Origin of the sequence: Pseudanabaena sp. Chao 1811, assembly GCF_027942295.1 — a bacterium.
Lineage (GTDB): Bacteria > Cyanobacteriota > Cyanobacteriia > Pseudanabaenales > Pseudanabaenaceae > Pseudanabaena.
The window spans coordinates 3,870,961-3,891,757 of sequence record NZ_CP101416.1 but is presented as its reverse complement, the minus strand read 5'-3'; the positions used below and the strand labels follow the sequence as shown (position 1 = coordinate 3,891,757).

The following is a 20,797-nucleotide window of genomic DNA, read 5'->3' as shown; positions in this document are numbered from 1 at the left end:
GAAAAATGCAGCCAAGAAACAATAACTTGAACAATCTGGCGTTTTTTGCGACAAGATCAAGTTATTGTGTGATCGCTTTAGGGCAACCGCACACGTTTCTTAACAATTAACGAGATTTAGACAGCGACTATGTTTAAGGCACTTAGGACATCCTTAAGATAGTTATTGTTCCAGCCAGCTTTAAGACGTTTAGTCTTGACCCCGACCTTACTAGTTTTATCTCTTGACAACAAATTTAAACTGATATGACGTATAACAGCTAAGTTTTCGGCAATATAGCCTCGACAGGATTGAGAAGCATCCTCATTAAAGCCAACATCGAGAATCCAATGTAGTCGATTTTCAATACTCCAGTGATTTCTGACAGATTGGGAAAATCTGTGGACATCACTCTCAAGACTAAGCAGATAGTATCGCTGTTCAGTAGAAATAGTTCCATTTATAATTCGATCTGATTCAACGAGACTGTCAAGTAAAATGTGTAAAGTCTAGAAGCTAGACGTGGAGACGATCCTCGAAGAGGATGGCAAAGCGATTAAGAGCAGGTTTCCAATCACGAATCGGCATCGTCCACTTCTTCGAGATATTCCGCATTGCTAAATAAACGAGCTTGAAAGCAGCATCATCAGAGGGAAAAATCTGTTGGGATTTAATCACCTTCCGCAAACTACTGTTCATCGACTCAATCGCATTGGTGGTATAAATCGCCCTGCGAATCTCGGTCGGGAAAGCAAAGAAGGGGATAATGTTTGCCCAATGACTGCGCCAAGACTTGGAGATTGATGGATATTGCTTGTCCCACTTTTCAGCAAAGAGTTCGAGATTAAACTCAGCCTCCGATTCCGTCGCCGCGCTATAAATAGCCTTGAGGTCAGCACAAACTTGCTTGCGTTGTTGCCAAGGTACAAAAGCGACCGAGTTTCTGACCATGTGGACAATGCATAACTGCACCTGAGTTTTAGGAAATACCGTCTCAATCGCATTAGGGAAACCAGTCAAGCCATCGACACAGGCAATCAAAATATCTTTGACCCCACGGTTGTGAATTTCGGTGAGTACTGACAACCAGAATTTCGCACCTTCATTCGGAGAAATCCACATACCCAGTAATTCCTTGTACCCGTCCATATTCACGCCCAAGGCAAAGTACAAGGATTTGTTAATCACTCTGCCATTGTCTCGGACTTTGATGACTAGACAGTCCAGAAAGACGATTGGATAGACTGCTTCAAGGGGACGGTTTTGCCATTGCTTCACCTCGTCAATTACTGCATCTGTAACATTGGAAATAAGTGTTGGTGATACTTCAACACCATACATTTCTTGCAACTGGGCTTGAATATCCCTGACACTCATACCTCGTGCGTAGAGAGCAATGATCTTTTCATCTAGTCCTGACAAGCGACTTTGTCCTTTCTTCACCATCTGCGGTTCAAACTCCCCTTGCCGATCTCGGGGGACTGCGATTTCGGCTACGCCAAAGTCACCTTGCACTTTTTTCTGGCTATAACCGTTGCGACTGTTAGTTTGTCCTTCTGGTCTAGGTTCGTGCTTACCGTATCCCAGATGGGTTGATAGTTCTGCTTCCAATGCTCTCTCCACCAACGCGGTTGTCAGTTGTTTCAGGATTCCTCCTTCTCCGAATAGGTCAGGTGGTGTTTTACATTCTTGCAGCAATTCGTCGAGCAATTCTTTGCGTATATTCATCAGTTTTAGTGTTGGTAATTGTGTGTCTAGATCATCTCTCTGTATATATCCCAGACTTTACACACTTCACTTTACACTCTCGATTCAACCATACCAATACTTTTCAAACCTATCCATTTCTCCGCACCAATTAAGTATTCGGTATTACCCATTGTCCAATAGCGACGGGTTTCAATGCGCCCATGTCCTTTCTCAACCGTTTCATAGAACTGATGTTCAATATTTTTGAAGTTCTGTTCTCGTGCAGAGGTAAATAGTTCACGCACATCTTTATGGAGATTACCTTGATTGCCTTTCAGCGCTAACACATAATCTGCTCCCTCTTCGATGATTGTTTTCGCGATTTCGGTCTGACATCCCATTGCATCTATGCTCACCACTGAACCTCGTATCGCTAACATTTTTAGCAATGATGGAATCGCTGTTATTTCATTGGATTTCTCGTCTACTTTTTTCTGTCCCAATACCAAATGTTGTGATGCTGACCACACACTCACCATATGAATCAGACTACGTGAATTTCCTGATCCCTTTGCCCCTCTCAGAGTTTTGCCATCTATGTTAATCAATTCTCCATCGGTTGATTTATGGACTGCTTCCATCCAACTAATAAAGCTTTTTTGCAATTCTTCTGGCTTTAGTCTCGCAAATAATCTCTCGAATGTATCTACTGATGGTATGCCGTTGGCTAATTCCAAAAATGTCTTTAACCATTCTTCTTTCTCTTTGCCATATTCGGCGATTGCGATGAAATTATCAGCTCCACAGATCACTGCACAAATCGTGATTATCAATATGTCGAGCAGCTTATGCAGGATACCGTGTGCTGCTCTGGGATCTTGCAAGTTCCCAAAGTGGGTTTCGATTAATCCGATGGGGTTGACTGTATCTAGCATTTTGGGCTGCTCATTCTAAATATTCTCTATTCTCTCGTTTCTACCTTTTTCTCCTTGTTAAAAATGCTTACTAGTTTGTTAAGAAACGTGTGCGGTTGCCCTAGTGATCGCTTAATCGGTAAAGCGTAAATCTAGAAAATAGTGTACTCTAGGGCGTGTCATCAATTAAGCCAGATAAAGGAAGCAGTGAGATAAATAGCCCCGAGAAAATTCGTTGAGATTGTCAAGTAAAATGTGTAAAGTCTAGAAGCTAGACGTGGAGACGATCCTCGAAGAGGATGGCAAAGCGATTAAGAGCAGGTTTCCAATCACGAATCGGCATCGTCCACTTCTTCGAGATATTCCGCATTGCTAAATAAACGAGCTTGAAAGCAGCATCATCAGAGGGAAAAATCTGTTGGGATTTAATCACCTTCCGCAAACTACTGTTCATCGACTCAATCGCATAGGTGGTATAAATCGCCCTGCGAATCTCGGTCGGGAAAGCAAAGAAGGGGATAATGTTTGCCCAATGACTGCGCCAAGACTTGGAGATTGATGGATATTGCTTGTCCCACTTTTCAGCAAAGAGTTCGAGATTAAACTCAGCCTCCGATTCCGTCGCCGCGCTATAAATAGCCTTGAGGTCAGCACAAACTTGCTTACGCTGTTGCCAAGGTACAAAAGCGACCGAGTTTCTGACCATGTGGACAATGCATAACTGCACCTGAGTTTTAGGAAATACCGTCTCAATCGCATTAGGGAAACCAGTCAAGCCATCGACACAGGCAATCAAAATATCTTTGACCCCACGGTTGTGAATTTCGGTGAGTACTGACAACCAGAATTTCGCACCTTCATTCGGAGAAATCCACATACCCAGTAATTCCTTGTACCCGTCCATATTCACGCCCAAGGCAAAGTACAAGGATTTGTTAATCACTCTGCCATTGTCTCGGACTTTGATGACTAGACAGTCCAGAAAGACGATTGGATAGACTGCTTCAAGGGGACGGTTTTGCCATTGCTTCACCTCGTCAATTACTGCATCTGTAACATTGGAAATAAGTGTTGGTGATACTTCAACACCATACATTTCTTGCAACTGGGCTTGAATATCCCTGACACTCATACCTCGTGCGTAGAGAGCAATGATCTTTTCATCTAGTCCTGACAAGCGGCTTTGTCCTTTCTTCACCATCTGTGGTTCAAACTCCCCTTGCCGATCTCGGGGGACTGCGATTTCGGCTACGCCAAAGTCACCTTGCACTTTTTTCTGGCTATAACCGTTGCGACTGTTGGTTTGTCCTTCTGGTCTTGGTTCATGTTTTCCGTAGCCCAGATGCATGGATAGTTCTGCTTCCAATGCTCTCTCCACTAATGCGGTCGTCAGTTGCTTCAGGATTCCTCCTTCTCCGAATAGGTCAGGTGGTGTTTTACATTCTTGCAGCAATTCGTCGAGCAATTCTTTGCGTATATTCATCAGTTTTAGTGTTGGTAATTGTGTGTCTAGATCATCTCTCTGTATATATCCCAGACTTTACACACTTCACTTTACACTCTTTATGCCAAAGTCGAATCACACTATAAGAGGTTACAGAGATTTTTTCGAGACTTTGAAGTGGACTATGAAAACATCGCACTCATGGTCGTCAAAGTCATGCAAATCCCCGAACCTTGGGTAATTTCTATCGACCGCACCGATTGGGAATTCGGTAAAACCGTGTTTAATGTGCTGACCTAAGTACAGGACAAAAATTTAATGGAGTTAAAGAAGGCTTGAGAATTGAGATGAAGGTCAAAGATGAAGTGACGGAGGAAATCAAAACCAAGACGAAAAATGCTTTTTGGGAAACGACCATGTTTTTTTGGTTTGAGGGTCTTAATGAGAGATTGCCACAAACCAGAGGAAAAACACCAACACAAAGCAAGAGTGAGCAAAGCTATAAGTTTAGAAAGACGTTCAGGGTCTTGAAGATGAGTAGACTCCAAACAAAAGTCACGGGATTTAAAGCAACCAAAGAGAGTCTCAATCGCCCAACGTTTAGCATAGTCAGCAATCGCGCTATTAGGGTCATGAGCAGTAGCTATAACTAACAAATTTCCATTCTTCAGACGCATAGCTGCAATATAAAGCCAATGTCCCCAAACTAGCCTTGGCTTGGATAATACCTTTGATTGACCCACTTGAAGGTCTTGGAAGCAAACATCCGCCCGTAGTTGTTTCTGCCCGTCGTCAATTAAGGTGTTTTTGCGAATACGGATTCTAAATGGAGTACATGGGTCACACAGCAAATAATCAAACCACTCTTCTCCCACAAACTCTCGGTCTGCGGTTAAAAAGTCAATTTTGCGGTCTGCAAATATTTCCAGAAATCGATTCCACAGTTCACAGCGTTCACGGGTGTTCGAGTTACCTTTTTTATTCAGCATCATCCAGACTAAGGGGAACGCGACTCCTTGATGGACTACTCCCAATGTCAGCACATTAAACACCGTCTTACCAAATTTCCAGTCTGTGCGGTCGATGCTGATTACCCATGGTTCAGGGATTTTCATTACTTTGACCACCATCATTATTGGGTATGTGGATTTCCCCGAATGAGGGTGCAAAGTTCTGGCTATCGGTACTCACCGAAATTCACAACCGTGGAGTCAAAGATATTTTGATTGCTTGTGTCGATTGCTTGACAGGATTTCCCAATGCTATTGAAACTGTATTTCCTAAAACTCAGGTGCAGTTATGCATTGTCCACATGGTCAGAAACTCAGTCGCTTTTGTGCCTTGGCAACAGCGTAAGCAGGTTTGTGCTGACCTCAAGGCGATTTATGCTGCGGCAACGGAATCGGAGGCAGAGTTTAACCTCGAACTCTTTGCTGAGAAATGGGACAAGCAATATCCGTCGATTTCCAAATCTTGGCGCAGTCATTGGGCGAATATTATCCCCTTCTTTGCTTTCCCAACCGAGATTCGCAGGGCGATTTACACCACCAAGGCACTTGAGTCGATGAATAGCAGTTTGCGTAAAGTGATTAAATCTCAGCAGATTTTTCCCTCTGATGAGACTGCTTTCAAGCTGGTTTATCTTGCCATGCGGAATATTTCCAAGAAATGGACAATGCCGATCCGTGATTGGAAGCCTGCTCTTAATCGCTTTGCCATCCTCTTTGAGGATCGTCTCCACATCTAGCTTCTAGACTTTACACAAAATGCTTGACAGTCTCAAATCGATTCATGCTGTTACTGCCAAGGGCTTTGAGCTTAAAGTCATGCTCTTTGTCCTTGCTCTTAGCGTTAATCTATGGGTAGCAACTTAGGTTAAATATCACTGTCCACCCTTTTGATTCACTGGGGGGGAAGGTTCTCGCCTACGCGAGTATAAATTTCATCTCCTTCAATAGTCACTTCTCCTCCTACTGGGGCTTCTGGACTCCATTGTTCTGCATGATTTGCCAGTTTTTGCTCCCATCTCATGATGCTAGTGTGCGATTTTTCTAGCACTCTCCCACTTGCTCTGATTCCCATCCCCTCTGTCCTCTTCTTCAGCGCGTAGGACACGATACTTGCTGGGGTTCTTAGCCTTGACATCGCTGTTCCTGTCCGTTCGTTGAATCGCTTGCCACATCCTTTGCATAAGTAATTCTGGATTGCTTTGCCATCTTGGTGGTAATCTTTGCCATTCTTGACTACTTTTTCGCTTTGGCAGTGCGGACATTCCATGTTTTCTTCCAACTCTACCTCTTTATTTTACTCCTCACCCCTTTACTGACCAGTGCCTTTTATGGCCTAACGCCTAAATTGTAATTCGTGTTGTGAGCTACAGTCGTAATGTCATCTATAGCTCACAATAGTTGCGATAGTCCTATGGGTAGCGACCGCGATCGCGTATAAGCAATGAAACCCCGCATTATCGTCTGTGGTCTAGACCGAACGGGTTACAAGATTTTGAGTCTGCTCAAGCAGCAAGGTTGCTTTGTGATTGGCATTCATGACAAGCCTATTCACCAAGCGGATGTAGAAATTGTCATTGGTGATTTGGCAGCGGCGGAGACTTTGCTAGCCGCAGGAATTCGAGATGCTCAGACCTTGATTTTGGCAGGAGCCGATGAAACCCGCAATCTCAGCATCTTGATGCAGGCGCGAGTCCTTAATCCCCATGTCAGAATTATTAATCGTCTTTTTAACTCTAGTCTGGGTACACGCTTAGATTTAACACTGCCTAATCATGTCACTATGAGCGTTGCGGCTCTGGCAGCCCCCGTATTTGCCTTTAGCGCGATGGGAAGTGAAGCGATCGGGCAGTTGCGCCTCTTTAACCAAATTTGGCCGATTCACGAAGAATATATCGATGAGCGTCATCCTTGGTGCGGCAAGCCCTTATCAGAGTTTTGGGAAGATCGGACGCGGATGTTGATCTATTATCTTCCCTACGATGAGGCTAGAGTTGACCTCGTAAGCGCTGTACTCAGTGGGCGTACATTGCAGATCGGCGATCGCCTTTTGCTAGGTACACAACCTAACGTTAGAACTGCCTCTCGTCCGATCTTGCAAAAAATATCGAAGTTGTTTATGGGATTTCGCCATTTTCATGAACATGGGAGAGCCGTTTTATTTACAGCGATCGCTTTGTTACTAACGATTTTTTCGGCAACGGTTATCTACACGAGTTTTCAGATGGGAGTTTCCTTAGTAGATGCCCTCTATTTTTCTGTAGGGATGATTACGGGAGCAGGAGGCAATGAGCAGGTAGTAGAACATTCCACCGATAGCATCAAATTCTTTACAATCATCATGATGCTGATTGGTACAGCAGTAATTGGGATTTTCTACGCGATTCTCAATGATTTTATTCTCGGCTCACGGTTACGGAACTTCTGGGATGCTGCACGAGTGCCACAACGTAATCATATTGTGATTTGTGGTTTGGGAAGTGTAGGTGTACAGACAGCCATGCAATTAGTGAACTATGGTTATGAAGTTCTCATCATCGAACGTGATTCTAATAATCGCTTTTTAGATACGGTGCGATCGCATAATATCCCCGTCATTCATGGTGATGCGAGTTTGCCTGCTACGCTCAAAGCTGCCAATCTAGATAAAGCCGAGAGTTTACTTGCTGTCACCAGCAATGATACGGCGAATCTGGAAATCGCTCTCAATGCCAAAGGAATTGCTCCCCGTTGCCGTGTAGTTGTGCGCTATGACGATCCCTATTATGCAGGTATGGCGCAGGAAGTATTTGATTTTGAAGCAGTACTTAGTCCTCCTGAAATTGCGGCTCCTGCCTTTGCCTCCTCTGCTTTAGGTGGACGTATTCTCGGTAATGGCATTGTCGCCGATAGTCTCTGGGTAGCGATCGCTACGATGATTACGCCCAATCATCCCTTCTGCGGCAAACCTGTACGTGAAGCCTCAATGACTGCGGATTTTGTACCGCTTTATATTGAGACTGCCTGTCAAACAATTCACGGATGGAATTTGCTAGAAGCCTCTCTCAGTGCAGGAGATATTCTCTATTTGACGATGCCAGCCACAAAATTAGAGCAACTCTGGCGAGTTGCTCCATTTCAAGTTGCAGTTAGTTAGGCTTCTCTTGTAATTAGCCAAGCTCTGACTAGGAGAGGGTTTGGGATGAGGGTTACTTAAGCGCCCTCTCTTAATTTATCAAGAATCGAACGATCTTCTAGGGTTGAAGTGTCGCTGGTGATTTCTTGACCAGCCGCCAGCGATCGCAATAAGCGGCGCATGATTTTGCCCGATCGCGTTTTTGGTAATGCTTCCGCAAAGCGAATCTCGTTGGGACGAGCGATCGCGCCAATTTCTGCAACAACGTGCTTCTTCAGTTCCTTAGCAAGTTCATCGCTAGGTTGGCGATCGCCTTCGAGAATCACAAAGGCAAAGATATCCTCACCCTTGACCTCATCGGGCTTACCGACGACTGCCGCTTCCGCCACCGCAGGATGGGAAACGAGCGCTGACTCGATTTCCATCGTGCCTAGACGATGTCCTGCCACATTGATTACATCATCTACACGCCCCATTACCCAGTAATAGCCATCCTCATCCTTGCGAGCGCCATCACCCGCAAAGTAGACATATTTACCATCCTTAGGTGGAATATGCTCCCAATAGCTCTTACGGAAGCGATCAGGATCGCCATAAACAGTTCGCATCATCCCCGGCCAAGGATGGCGCACGATTAGATATCCACCTTCATTAGATTGTGCTGGATCACCTTCCAAATCGACAATATCGGGAATAATTCCAGGGAATGGTAGTGTAGCGGAACCGGGTTTCGTAGGAATTGCCCCTGGTAATGCGGTAATCATAATTCCGCCTGTTTCCGTTTGCCACCATGTATCGACAATTGGGCAACGACTACCACCGATGACACGGTGATACCACATCCAAGCTTCGGGGTTAATCGGTTCGCCAACAGTTCCTAATAGGCGGAGAGAAGTTAAATCGCGAGTATTCGGATGATGTTCGCCCATTTTGATAAAGGAACGGATCGCGGTAGGTGCAGTATAGAAAACCGTGACCTGATACTTCTCAATTACATCCCAAAAACAACCGAGATTAGAAGCTCTAGGTGCGCCTTCGTACATTAAGGTGGTTGCACCATTGGAAAGAGGTCCGTAAACAATATAACTATGTCCTGTAATCCAGCCCACATCCGCAGTACACCAATAGACATCGGTATCCTTGAGGTCAAAAATCCATTTGGTGGTCATGTGACTATAGAGGTTATAGCCTGCGGTGGTATGCACAACTCCCTTCGGTTTACCTGTACTTCCTGAAGTATAGAGAACGAACAGCATATCTTCGCTTTCCATTGGCTCTGCTTCACACTTAGCGGAAACACCTTGCTGGAGATCATGCCACCAATGATCGCGACCTGCACTCATGGGGATATTCTGACCTGTGCGCTTGACTACTAGCACATCGGTAACGGAGGGTACGGCTCCATTAGCGATCGCTTTATCTACTTGGTCTTTTAATGGCACGATTACGTCCTTGCGCCATCCCCCATCCGCAGTGATCACCAATTTTGCTTCAGCATCAACGAGGCGATCGCGCAAAGCTTCAGCACTGAAGCCGCCAAATACCACACCATGTACTGCGCCGATTCTGGCACAGGCAAGCATAGCGATCGCTGCTTCAGGAATCATCGGCATATAAATGCCAACGCGATCGCCTTTTTGGATTCCTAATTGCTTGAGAGCATTGGCAAACTGGCATACTTCGCGATGGAGTTGAGCATAGGTAAGGGTACGCGAATCGCCATTTTCACCTTCCCAAATTAACGCCGCCTTATTCTTGCGCCAAGTAGTCAAGTGGCGATCGAGGCAATTATAGGAAATATTAATTTTGCCGCCATCAAACCATTTCACCGATGGGGGCTGCCAATCGAGAACGGTGTGCCATTTCTCAAACCAATGCAATTCTTTATCCGCAAGATCTGCCCAAAATGCAGCAGGATCGGCGGCGGCACGGTCATATATTTGTTTGTATTCTTCTAAACTCTTAATGTGAGCAGCCTGTGAGAACTCAGCCGATGGCTCAAATAAGCGCTTTTCTTGTAAAACGGATTCAATCGTGGGTTGAGACATAGGTATTGCAAGATCTATAGTTAAATCAATTTATAGTGTCCCAGTCTAGTGAAGTACGAGGGTGTTTCCCTACATTCGGCGGGGAAATAGCCCTCTGTAAATCGCTTGCGTAAAAAACGCTATAAATCAAGAAAAAATTGATGGTTAATCTAATAAGGTGATGGTTATAACCCTAGTGTAATTTACGAAGATTATTTAATCGATAAATACTAAGATTCCGCAATAATCGGCAACATCAGCGATTATTTATGGGTTGATCTTAGGTAAAAGGTTGATGCACCAGTATTGTAGCTGTGACTTGAGAAAGAGGCTTCAAAACTATGGTGTACGCCATATCTTGCAATCTAGAAACAGCATATCGATAAATTCATACTGCCTCTAACCCTATCCTACTTATTGCTAGACTTAGTGATAAGCTCCGCTTACCGTATCTGTAAAATCGCTCATTTAATTTATCTAGCTCATGCCATTTTCCTCTGTCATCCGTTCATTAATCCGATCGCCTCTCACTGATGAACTAGAGAGTAAACTGGTGCGATCGCGCCATCTCACCCTTTCAGGCTTATCGCGAGTCGGTAAAGGTTTGGTTAGCTCTACCCTGAGCCAAAAAGAAGAAAAGCTCATGCTGGTGATCACCTCTACCATTGAGGAGGCTGGACGATGGGCGGTGCAGCTAGAGACGATGGGCTGGCATACAGTGCATTACTATCCCAACTCCGATATGTTGCCCTATGAGCCATATCAACCAGAGTCAGAGGTAATCTGGGGACAGATGCAGGTATTGGCAGATTTAGCCGATTGGGATCAGCAGGAAGGGGACAAGAAAAAAATGGCGATCGTGGCAACCGATCGCGCTCTACAAAAGCATTTACCCAGTCCTCAGGCATTTAATGACTATTGTCTCCAACTAGAAGTTGGCTGTGAGATTAAGTTACGGGATTTGGCGGAAAATCTTACAATCATGGGGTATGAAAATGCCTCTACCGTTGAGACTGAGGGGCAATGGGCAAGGCGAGGGGATATTATCGATATTTTCCCTGTATCTAGCGAAATGCCCGTGCGGATTGACTGGTTCGGCGATGAGATTGAGAGGATTCGCGAATTCGATCCTGCAACACAGCGAGCCTTAGATAGTATTCCTTCCGTTTTACTAACGCCCATTAGTTACGGGCATATTTTAGGCAGTTTAGAATTCCCCGAACAAGATCCTGACGATGAATTTAGCAGCAAGGGATTTGCTGTCCATCCACTTTCTAGCGCTTCGCTCTTAGACTATCTGCCTAATCCAGAGCAATGTCTAGTCGTTATTGACGAGTTAGAACAATGCCAAGCCCACTGCGATCGCTGGTACGAATCCGCCGAAGAACTTTTTCCATCATTCTTGCTCCCCTCTCCCTCTGGGAGAGGGGCTGGGGGTGAGAGCAAACTCCATCGCTCCTTTGCGGAATGTTTAGCCGACATCAATAAATTCTATCGCCTCGATCTCTTTGAACTTGCCGAAGAAAATCGTGGCGTAAATATGTCCAGTCGCTCGATCCCCGCAATTCCGCACCAATTTGGGAAGCTTGCCCAAACCATCCGCGACTATCGCGAACAGAAGTACAAAATCATTCTCATTTCCGCCCAACCTTCCCGCACCGTTGCTCTGTTGCAAGAGCATGATTGCCAAGCCCAATTCATTCCCAATGTCCGCGATTTTCCTGCGATCGACAAAACCCATAATCTGCGAATAGCCGTTGCGTTGAAATATTCAGGCATTGCCGAAATTCAAGGATTTGTATTACCGACCTATCGCATTGCCGTAATCAGCGATCGCGAATTTTTTGGACAGCACGCCCTCGGTACGCCCAACTATGTCCGTAAGCGTCGCCGCGCTGCCTCAAAACAGGTTGATCTTAATAAGCTTTCCCCTGGGGATTACGTCGTTCACAAAAATCATGGAGTTGGGCAGTTTGTCAAATTAGAGAAGCTCACAGTCAATAAAGAAACTCGCGAATATTTAGTTCTTAAATATGCTGATGGACTGCTGCGCGTTGTCGTCGATCAGATGTCGATCCTCTCGCGCTATCGGGGAATGCACGAAGCGAAGCCCGAACTGCACAAGATGACGGGCAAGGCTTGGACAAATAGCACGGCTAAGGCTAAGAAAGCGATTAAGAAGATTGCCTTTGACTTGTTGGAACTATACGCTAAGAGGGCGCAACAGGTGGGTTATTCCTTTCCGCCCGATAATCCTTGGCAACAGGAAATGGAAGATTCCTTTCCCTATCAAGCCACCCCTGACCAGTTAAAGGCAACACAGGATGTGAAGCAAGATATGGAAAGTGCGCGTCCGATGGATCGTCTCGTTTGCGGTGATGTTGGCTTTGGTAAAACGGAAGTTGCCATTCGCACAATTTTTAAGGCGGTGACTTCTGGGAAACAGGCAGCACTCCTCGTTCCCACGACCATTCTCGCCCAGCAGCATTACCATAGTTTGCAAGAACGCTATGCCGCCTATCCTGTAAATATTGCGCTACTCAATCGCTTTAAAAGTACTTCCGAAAAGAAAGAAATTATCCGCAAACTGAAAACGGGTGAATTAGATATTGTCGTGGGTACGCATCAACTGCTAGCTAAGGATGTGGAATTTAAAGATTTGGGCTTGCTTGTAATTGATGAAGAGCAACGCTTCGGGGTGGCGCAAAAGGAAAAAATCAAAACCATGAAAACGGAAGTGGATGTGCTGACCCTCTCGGCAACGCCAATTCCCAGAACCCTCTATATGGCGATGTCTGGGGTGCGTGAGATGAGCCTGATTACGACACCACCACCATCACGGCGATCGATTATGACGCATTTATCGCGTTATAACTCCGAACTAGTTCGCGCCGCTATCCGCCAAGAACTCGATCGCGGCGGACAGATTTTCTATGTCGTATCGCGCATTGATGATATCGACGAGGTGTCGGCAAAAGTCCATGAAATGTTGCCCTCGGTACGCATGGCGATCGCCCACGGACAAATGCCCGAATCCGAGCTAGAGTCCACCATGCTCAGTTTTAGCAGTGGCGAATCTGACATGATGATCTGCACCACGATTATCGAGTCAGGCTTAGATATTCCGCGTGTGAATACGATCATCATCGAAGATGCCCAAAGATTTGGATTAGCCCAACTCTATCAATTGCGGGGGCGCGTCGGTCGTGCGGGCATCCAAGCCCACGCATGGCTCTTTTATCAAGAAAAAGGCGAACTCACCGATGTGGCGCGAAAACGCCTCAAAGCAATTCAAGAATTTACCCATCTTGGCTCAGGCTATCAGTTAGCCATGCGCGACATGGAAATTCGAGGCGTGGGCAATCTCCTCGGTGCGGAACAGTCGGGACAAATTAACACGATTGGCTTTGACCTGTATATGGAGATGCTCCAAGAGGCGATCGCCGAAATACGTGGTTCCGAAATCCCTGAAGTTGATGATACCCAAGTCGATCTACCGATTACTGCCTTTATCCCTGCGGAATATATTCCCGATGGCGATCGCAAGATGAGTGCCTATCGTGCCGTATCTTCCGTAACCTCACGCCGCGAACTTGCCCAAATCATTGAAGAATGGAACGATTGTTATGGCAAAGTCCCTGCCCCTGCGATGCAATTAATTAAAGTCATGGAATTAAAGCTGATTGCTAAGCGGATCGGCTTCTCGCGCATTAAACCAGATGGCAAACAACATGTTGTCCTCGAATCGAAAATGGAAGAACCTGCATGGAAAATCCTCCATGAGCATCTCCCTAGCCATGTGCGATCGCGCTTTGTCTACACCAAAGGCAATGTCACCGTCAGGGGCTTAGGTACTCTCTCCCATGACAAACAGCTTGATAGCCTCATCGAATGGCTAGACACAATGCATCTCGCGAAAAGCTAAGAAAGATTAAGCTTAAAACCCATAGCGCATCCCTTTGGGATGCGCTTCCACAAACCATTTAGGATTGCTATAGAAACCAATCTGATATCAACTGATATCATTAGATGAATTGTGAGTTTAGGAGCAAAAATTATGGGCGAGTCAAAGCGCCGCAAGGAAGTATTAGGCGAAAACTATGGCAAAGCTGAGCCAATCGCCTCTTGGATCCCTTTTTTGACTAAAGACAAAGCCGACGCATTTGTGAAAATTTCGACACAGGCGGCATGGTATGGCATTGGTGTCACCGTAGCCATTTGGGTAACGATCCGCTTTATTGGTCCCGCCTTTGGCTGGTGGCACTTGGCTGACTAACCTATGACCTGTCATTTATTAATTCCTGCGGCGGGTAGTGGCAAACGCATGGGAGCCGATCGCAATAAATTGCTATTGCCCCTACTCGACAAACCAATTTTGCAATGGACTCTCGAAGCAGCGATCGCATCTCAGGCGATCGCTTGGATTGGTGTGATAGCTCAACCCCATGACTATCCTGAGTTTCAGAAAATATTTAATAGACTCAATACCACCAAACCGATTCGTCTCATCCAAGGGGGAGATACGCGCCAAGCTTCCGTATTTAATGGATTAAAGGCATTACCAGTCGAAGGCGATCGTGTCTTAATTCATGATGGAGCGAGATGTCTAGCAACTCCTGAACTGTTTGATCGCTGTGATGAGTCTTTAAAAACGATGCAGGGTTTTATCGCTGCTGTGCCAGTTAAGGACACAATTAAAATTGTCGATGGTCAAACCATTGTTGATACGCCCAATCGCGATCATCTCTGGGCAGCCCAAACTCCTCAGGGTTTTCAAGTGGATTTACTCAAAAATGCCCATCTGACAGCCGTTGATTTAGGTTGGGAAGTTACTGATGATGCGGCACTATTTGAGAAGGTTGGTTTAGCAGTGCAAATTGTAATGGGTGAAGAAACCAATCTCAAGGTTACGACCCCTCAAGATTTAGCGATCGCTGAATTTATTTTGAAACAGCGCCAATCATAAGCAAAGGGAGTGCAAAGCGCTCCCTTTGTCTTTTTAAGGATAAGGACAATTTAGTTTTAAGAAGTCGGCTCTTATCCATCCTTTGTAAGGACTTTGTCTCAATCTCGTTGTGAGATACCAAACATCCCCTTGGCTATCGGTGCGCTTAAAGGGAGACACAACACCGCTTTTGTCTTGATCATCATTGACTACAATCACGCGATTACCTACCGATACAGTGCCAATCACACTAAAAATAGTACCTGCGCCAGAGCGAATATTCACCTGTGAACCAATATCTTCACCGATGACATCGGCAACACAGCTTTTATCGGTAACGGATTGAGCGCTGGCACTGGCGGTAAATTGTGGCACAAAAGTAATTAGAGCGGCGATCTCTGCAAGTATTAGAGAGCAAATTTTTACAGATTTCATAGGTAACATCCCCAACTGATTTATAAGCTGAAGATGAGTAATCCTTTACGCTCTGGAGCTTCAGCTTAAGCTTTAAGACTTCTCAATACGACTAAGAGTTCCGAATCTTCACGTTTGAAAACTGGTAAAAACTCAATGTGTTTATAACGCACGATGCCATGAATATCAATAATGCAGTAGGCTCGTTTACTACCAAATAAACCAGCTACACCATATTTCTTGCAAACCTCTTGATTGCGATCGCTGAGTAGCGGAAACTGCAAACCTAACTTTTTAGAAAAAGAAATATGTTTATCAATGGGGTCAGTACTAATACCAAGAATCTCTGCCCCAGCTTCACGAAACTTTGTCCAATCATCGGCAAAGCATTGCATCTCACTAGTACAGAGTGGAGAAAAGTCCCCCGGATAAAAGGCAAGTACAACATTAGCTTTGCCTTCATAGCGGCTGAGGGTAATGTCGCCGCGATCGCTAGGCAAAGTAAAATCTGGAGCTTTTTGACCGACTTCGACAGACATAGAGTTTCCTACGTTACCTTTTGATTTGATTTTGATTTGGGATTTAGACTGGATATAACATGTGTTGCACAGCCAATCATCATCTTATCAACAATATCTACAATGGAACGCTCTGATATGCAGCCGAATAGTCACTTATTAACGCTCGAACTATCTAGCGAACTCTATACAGCTTTGTTGGAAAAAGTCAGAAAAACTGGCAAAACTGAAACAGAGCTGCTGATTCAGGGTTTACAGCATGTTTTAGATGGTATTCCTGAACAGGATGATGAGCAGGATCGCTTTGCCGTCTTGGAATTGGCTTTAGAACGTAAACTTAAACAATATGTAGAAAGTCTGATTAATGATCGGGTTTCATCCTCGGAGTCCTTAGACTACACTCCTAAGAATGATCTCGACTCAACCTCATCTAGCCAAAGAGCTATGCCTATCCCTACGATTCGACCTTTGCAGATTGGCGATCGCGTATTGGTTCTAGAAGCTGATAGCCCCTATTACATGGCGAAATTATTGGTAGTACGGACGAGTCTAATTCGGGCAACGGTGGAGACGGATACAGGTGAGAAGACTTTCTTAAAACGCGATCTGCGATTTGTAGAGGCAGCATCTGAATAATCAAAAGTAATAAAGTGCGGCGCAGAGAAACGCGCTTTATTACTTTCTAGGTTTAGGCAATATTTTGGGCGATCGCAAAACTTTTATGGCGGCTAATCCTGTAATTGCCCCATAGATAACGCCTTGTAAAGCTGTTGCTAGTACGGATGATTTTGCCATGTAGCCTAGCTGTAAACCAAATATGCTGAGCGACAAAGCGATCGGACTGGCAAATAGCCACAAACCACCTGCCCGAAATGACTTTAGCAATTGCCATTGGCAGATACCCACAATTGCCCCAATGATTGCAAAATCAATTATCAGCAGTGTAATCGGGGGAAAGTTGGATAAATGGATATGAATTGATAGTGGCGGTACAAAAAATATCAGCGTTATGCCGATCGTCCACCCAATTAGGCTTAAGGGTAACCACCAGCCCTCTTTGGTAAAGCGATCTCGTAGAACTATGGACTGAGCAAGGGAAACCCCAATACCCTGTAAGATTTCATTGAGAAAAATCCGCGATCGCAGATCGTAAGGATCTTGCCAAACCAGCAATGGCAAAAGCGCACTACCAATAACGTGAGCGATTGTCCATAGCCACCAAAAGCTCCATCCCACTTTTTTTGACATCGACTTTTGCAATAGACTAAGGGAAAACAAGTGAAACCATGTCAGATACAGTATCAGTTAAATTAGCAGGAAAATTAACAGGTAAGCGAGCGATTGTTACTGGAGCCAGTAGTGGCATTGGCAAAGAAGTGTCGCTACGACTCATTCAAGAAGGCGTACAGGTAGCTTTAGTTAGCCGCAATCCTGATCGCATTTTAAGTGAATTACCCCCAGAATCTAATGCTAAAGGCTTTGCCATTGATCTCTGTGACACCACCAAAGTATCATCGCAAATCCAATCGATCATCACCGATCTGGGTGGTGTCGATATTTTGATTAACAATGCAGGTAGTGCATATATTGGCGAACTGATCAATATGCCCCTTGATGAGTGGCAAAAATTATTTGACCTGAATCTCACCAGTGTCTTCCAATGTCTACAAGCAGTCTTGCCCACCATGCGATCGCAAAAAAGCGGCACAATCATTAATGTCGCCTCAATCGCAGCAAAACAAGGATTTCCTAATTGGGGAGCCTATTGTGCCAGTAAATTTGCCTTACTAGGATTAACGCAGGCAGTTGCCGCTGAAGAACAGCCCCATGGCATCAAAGTTATGTCCATTTGCCCTGGATCGGTGAATACACCACTATGGGATACCCTTGGCGATAAAGTACCACCAAGTTTTAATCGTGCTGCCATGCTCAGCCCTGCCACCGTCGCAGAATCGATTATGACCTTAGTAAATCTTCCCGCCGATGCAATTATCAATGACCTCGTATTGATGCCCAATGCAGGTGTTTTCTAGCAACTATAGCAATGTAAGAGATAGCAATATAAGTGAAGGCAGTACTTCGTACTGCCTTCACTTATATTGCTATAGAGCTTCTCTCTTCAAATTCTAAAAATTGGCAAATGGCTCAAAATGGGAAGATCTGCACAGCGATTTCTCCCATTTTGCACTTTCGTCAAACTGATGTTGTTTTAGTAAATATGCTCATTTAAGAAATATCCATAAGCATTTACCTATAGACATTTTAATTTTTTATCTATTTTATTGATAATTAAAATAGATAAGTGATGGAGGATACAAAGTGTCAGCTATCACTACATTGCAGATCTAGCGATGGTGTACCAATCAAAAGCTAGAAAAAAGCCAGAAAAATGGACATAGAACAAAGTGGCACATCTCATCTTTTGGCTTTTGACTCTTCAAGCTAGTAAAGAATAGTCTAGAATTATGTAGGAATGTTAAATAACGATTGAGAAAGTTCAATCTATTGAGAGAAGCGATAACCTCCACAGATCTGCGAATATGGGAGAATATATTAAATTTTCTAGTTTGAAATCCTAACCAGTCACCTTTTTATGCAGGTAGATTCGATTAGCTTCAAACACAAAATTTTGATGTTTAATTACTGTTTTCTCGGTATTTTTTTCGCTTCCTCAGTTTTAAGTTAATTCACTGGATATCTAGTAAGTATCACACCATGACGATCAGTATCTCCCGCCCTGTCACCAATAATTCTGAGAACGATTCAAAAAACGCAAAAGTCCTCGAACCTCTACCCACCAGAAAAGCAATCTCGCAAATTATTCGCGATCGCGTCGTAGCGGCTGGAGATCCTTATTTTGCTAATGACTCGATCGCCCATCACATTAGCGATATTGAGAGAGAAGAGCTAAAAAAAGAAATTGAAGGCAAGTTGCAAGGTGTTTTTGACTCTTTGATTATTGATACGGCAAATGATCACAACACCAAAGAAACTGCAAAACGTGTTGCCAAAATGTATGTGGATGAGGTCTTCAAAGGACGCTATCACCCCATGCCCAAGGTTACTGACTTCCCCAATGCTAAGGAACTAGATGAAATCTATACCCTTGGACCAATTACTGTACGTTCGGCATGTTCTCACCACTTTGTCCCTATTGTTGGACAAGCATGGATTGGCATTGTCCCTAGCGATCGCGTTATTGGCATTTCCAAATTTAATCGGATCGTGGACTGGGTAATGAGCCGTCCCCATATCCAAGAGGAAGCAGCGATAATGGTTGCTGATACGATCGAAAATCTGATCAAGCCTAAAGGTTTAGCCTTTGTAATCAAGGCTCAGCATATGTGCATGACTTGGCGCGGAGTTAAGGAACCTGAAACCAAAATGGTGAACTCAATCGTGCGTGGTTCTTTCCGTCATGACCCACATATGAAAAAGGAATTTTTTGATCTCATTCGTGCCCACGGATTTGGAGATTAATTTGACAATTTTCTAAAACCCAGAGATGTAGGGGTAATTTAAAAATTGCCACTACATCTCTGGGTTTTAGTTTGTTTTGATCATCTTGCTGATGGAAATTATATTCTCGCCTTCGGACAAGACTTAAACCCGTACCTTAAGCGGTTAAAAAGCGCTATATAGTGTTTGATAGAAGAATTTATATTGACGATAATGAGAAATTGGCTGAAAAAATATTTTAATTTAGGACTTTGTATAGCGATCGCTAGTTGTATCAGCCTCAGCATATTGTTAGGAACAGTATTTGGTAATGCCCAACCTGCCCAAGCAAGACTCACCGATGATACCTATGACGGCAATATATTTGCTCTCTATGGTGGTAATGGCTCGATTGTGCCACCTCGAATCAGTCTAGCTCAGTCACTTCAGCTAGGTCGCCCCGCAATGGTAGTTTTTTATGTGGATGATAGTGCTGACTGCAAGAGATTTTCACCAATCCTCAATCTCGCACAAGGCTTTTATGGCAAAAGTCTCAGCTTAATTGCAATTCCTGTCGATGGGTTAGATTTAGAGAAAGAGAGCTATACTCCCACTGAAGAAGCTTATTACTACAAAGGTACAGTTCCACAAACAGTTCTAATTGATGGTGATGGTAAAGTTAGCTTCGATCGCGAAGGTATTTTTGGTTTTGAAGAATTAGACACCGCAATTCGTGATTTGCTTAATTTACCTGATGCCCCTCCCGAACTGAAATTCCGTAAAACTGATAAAGTCATTAACGAGTTAAATCCCTAAATAATATTTAAGTAGCTAGGCGCAATTAAATATAAAACCCTAAAAGCTGTGGCGCACGCGCAGCGTGCGCCACAGCTTTTGGTTCTATTTTTTAATTATGCCTAGCTACTTAGTAGAAAAGCTACCCTTTAGGTAGCTTTTCTACTAAATATCGACTTGGCGGCGAGAACGTTTTCCAAAAAGTCCCATCATAATTATCCCCGTTACGATCAGCGCAATTAATCCTAGACCATCAAGCAAAACATAGAAGGGTCTGAGCTGTTCCCCTAAAAATCCTCCCTGATGAATTGTTAGTAAAGTTTCTGATAATGTCCCTTTCCCTTTAGGAATATCAAACCAACTTCTTCCCAATCTGTAGGCAACTCCTGTAATAGTGGTTAGCAAAAGTGGCAAGAATAAAATAGGAGCAATGAATCGATGGATTTTGCGCCAGTTGATTTTCTTCATGGTTACTTTGGGTTGGTCAATGTGTGAATGAGTTGAGTATGGCG

Annotated in this window: 15 protein-coding genes and 6 pseudogenes; 10 read left to right on the top strand and 11 right to left on the bottom strand. The window is 44.4% G+C overall.

Translation table 11 applies throughout. The features are described from left to right. Positions 1–116 precede the first annotated feature (116 nt). From NMG48_RS17895 to NMG48_RS17880, 4 genes and pseudogenes are all read right to left on the bottom strand, one after another. Positions 117–461, bottom strand: a pseudogene (locus NMG48_RS17895) (ISAs1 family transposase); the annotation flags it as partial. A 34-nt stretch (positions 462–495) separates the two neighbouring features. Beyond that, positions 496–1,707: an IS256 family transposase gene (locus NMG48_RS17890; protein WP_271251743.1), complete on the bottom strand. Its 1,212-nt coding sequence runs from the start codon at positions 1,705–1,707 to the stop codon at positions 496–498. Positions 1,708–1,787: 80 nt separating this feature from the next. Continuing rightward, positions 1,788–2,603 (bottom strand): annotated as a pseudogene (locus NMG48_RS17885) (ISAs1 family transposase); the annotation flags it as partial. A 250-nt stretch (positions 2,604–2,853) separates the two neighbouring features. After that, complete coding sequence (locus NMG48_RS17880; protein ID WP_271252790.1) at positions 2,854–4,065, bottom strand: IS256 family transposase; 1,212 nt, start codon at positions 4,063–4,065, stop codon at positions 2,854–2,856. Positions 4,066–4,158: 93 nt separating this feature from the next. Between NMG48_RS17880 and NMG48_RS21865 the strand changes: the two are divergent. Beyond that, positions 4,159–4,323: pseudogene (locus NMG48_RS21865) on the top strand (IS4 family transposase); the annotation flags it as partial. Here the strand turns inward: NMG48_RS21865 and NMG48_RS17875 are convergent. Then, a pseudogene (locus NMG48_RS17875) lies at positions 4,323–5,159 on the bottom strand (IS4 family transposase); the annotation flags it as partial. The pseudogenes NMG48_RS21865 and NMG48_RS17875 sit on opposite strands and share 1 nt — an antisense overlap. On the opposite strand from NMG48_RS17875, the pseudogene NMG48_RS17870 reads away from it, so the two are divergent. Then, a pseudogene (locus NMG48_RS17870) lies at positions 5,159–5,773 on the top strand (IS256 family transposase); the annotation flags it as partial. The pseudogenes NMG48_RS17875 and NMG48_RS17870 overlap by 1 nt on opposite strands. A 130-nt stretch (positions 5,774–5,903) precedes the next feature. Here NMG48_RS17870 and NMG48_RS17865 read toward each other — a convergent pair. After that, positions 5,904–6,303, bottom strand: a pseudogene (locus NMG48_RS17865) (transposase); the annotation flags it as partial. A gap of 174 nt (positions 6,304–6,477) precedes the next feature. Between NMG48_RS17865 and NMG48_RS17860 the strand changes: the two are divergent. Continuing rightward, positions 6,478–8,169, top strand: coding sequence for an NAD-binding protein (locus NMG48_RS17860; protein ID WP_271252788.1), 1,692 nt, complete (start codon positions 6,478–6,480; stop codon positions 8,167–8,169). Positions 8,170–8,225: 56 nt separating this feature from the next. On the opposite strand, the gene acs is transcribed toward NMG48_RS17860, so the two are convergent. Further along, positions 8,226–10,196, bottom strand: coding sequence for an acetate--CoA ligase (acs, locus tag NMG48_RS17855; RefSeq protein WP_271252787.1), 1,971 nt, complete (start codon positions 10,194–10,196; stop codon positions 8,226–8,228). Positions 10,197–10,659: 463 nt separating this feature from the next. On the opposite strand from acs, the gene mfd reads away from it, so the two are divergent. The 3 genes from mfd (at position 10,660) to ispD (ending at position 15,141) form a co-directional block, all read left to right on the top strand. Beyond that, positions 10,660–14,100, top strand: a complete 3,441-nt coding sequence (gene mfd, locus NMG48_RS17850; RefSeq protein ID WP_271252786.1) for a transcription-repair coupling factor — start codon at positions 10,660–10,662, stop codon at positions 14,098–14,100. Positions 14,101–14,232: 132 nt separating this feature from the next. Continuing rightward, a complete protein-coding gene (locus NMG48_RS17845) occupies positions 14,233–14,451 on the top strand; it encodes a DUF2839 domain-containing protein (protein WP_271252785.1) in 219 nt (72 codons plus the stop codon). Positions 14,452–14,454: 3 nt separating this feature from the next. Beyond that, complete coding sequence (gene ispD, locus NMG48_RS17840) at positions 14,455–15,141, top strand: 2-C-methyl-D-erythritol 4-phosphate cytidylyltransferase (RefSeq protein WP_271252784.1); 687 nt, start codon at positions 14,455–14,457, stop codon at positions 15,139–15,141. Between the two features lie 33 nt (positions 15,142–15,174). On the opposite strand, the gene NMG48_RS17835 is transcribed toward ispD, so the two are convergent. Both NMG48_RS17835 and NMG48_RS17830 read right to left on the bottom strand, forming a co-directional pair. Further along, positions 15,175–15,555 (bottom strand): SH3 domain-containing protein, encoded by a 381-nt coding sequence (locus NMG48_RS17835; protein WP_271252783.1) that lies wholly within the window; start codon positions 15,553–15,555, stop codon positions 15,175–15,177. 65 nt (positions 15,556–15,620) lie between these two features. After that, entirely contained in the window at positions 15,621–16,073 is a 453-nt protein-coding gene (locus tag NMG48_RS17830) for a peroxiredoxin (RefSeq protein ID WP_271252782.1), read from the bottom strand. A 102-nt stretch (positions 16,074–16,175) separates the two neighbouring features. Between NMG48_RS17830 and NMG48_RS17825 the strand changes: the two genes are divergently transcribed. After that, complete coding sequence (locus NMG48_RS17825) at positions 16,176–16,688, top strand: hypothetical protein (RefSeq protein ID WP_271252781.1); 513 nt, start codon at positions 16,176–16,178, stop codon at positions 16,686–16,688. Between the two features lie 39 nt (positions 16,689–16,727). Here the strand turns inward: NMG48_RS17825 and NMG48_RS17820 are convergent, their stop codons facing one another. Further along, a complete protein-coding gene (locus NMG48_RS17820; protein WP_271252780.1) occupies positions 16,728–17,300 on the bottom strand; it encodes a hypothetical protein in 573 nt (190 codons plus the stop codon). Positions 17,301–17,338: 38 nt separating this feature from the next. Between NMG48_RS17820 and NMG48_RS17815 the strand changes: the two genes are divergently transcribed. The 3 genes from NMG48_RS17815 to NMG48_RS17805 all read left to right on the top strand — a co-directional run bounded on the left by NMG48_RS17815 (position 17,339) and on the right by NMG48_RS17805 (position 20,306). After that, positions 17,339–18,085 (top strand): SDR family oxidoreductase, encoded by a 747-nt coding sequence (locus NMG48_RS17815; RefSeq protein WP_271252779.1) that lies wholly within the window; start codon positions 17,339–17,341, stop codon positions 18,083–18,085. A 682-nt stretch (positions 18,086–18,767) separates the two neighbouring features. Then, complete coding sequence (gene folE / locus NMG48_RS17810) at positions 18,768–19,532, top strand: GTP cyclohydrolase I (protein WP_126387057.1); 765 nt, start codon at positions 18,768–18,770, stop codon at positions 19,530–19,532. A 192-nt stretch (positions 19,533–19,724) separates the two neighbouring features. After that, positions 19,725–20,306: a thylakoid membrane photosystem I accumulation factor gene (locus NMG48_RS17805; protein ID WP_126387056.1), complete on the top strand. Its 582-nt coding sequence runs from the start codon at positions 19,725–19,727 to the stop codon at positions 20,304–20,306. A 144-nt stretch (positions 20,307–20,450) separates the two neighbouring features. Here the strand turns inward: NMG48_RS17805 and NMG48_RS17800 are convergent, their stop codons facing one another. Beyond that, on the bottom strand, positions 20,451–20,753 hold the full coding sequence (locus tag NMG48_RS17800; protein ID WP_271252778.1) for a PepSY domain-containing protein: 303 nt from the start codon (positions 20,751–20,753) through the stop codon (positions 20,451–20,453). Between the last annotated feature and the right edge of the window lie 44 nt (positions 20,754–20,797).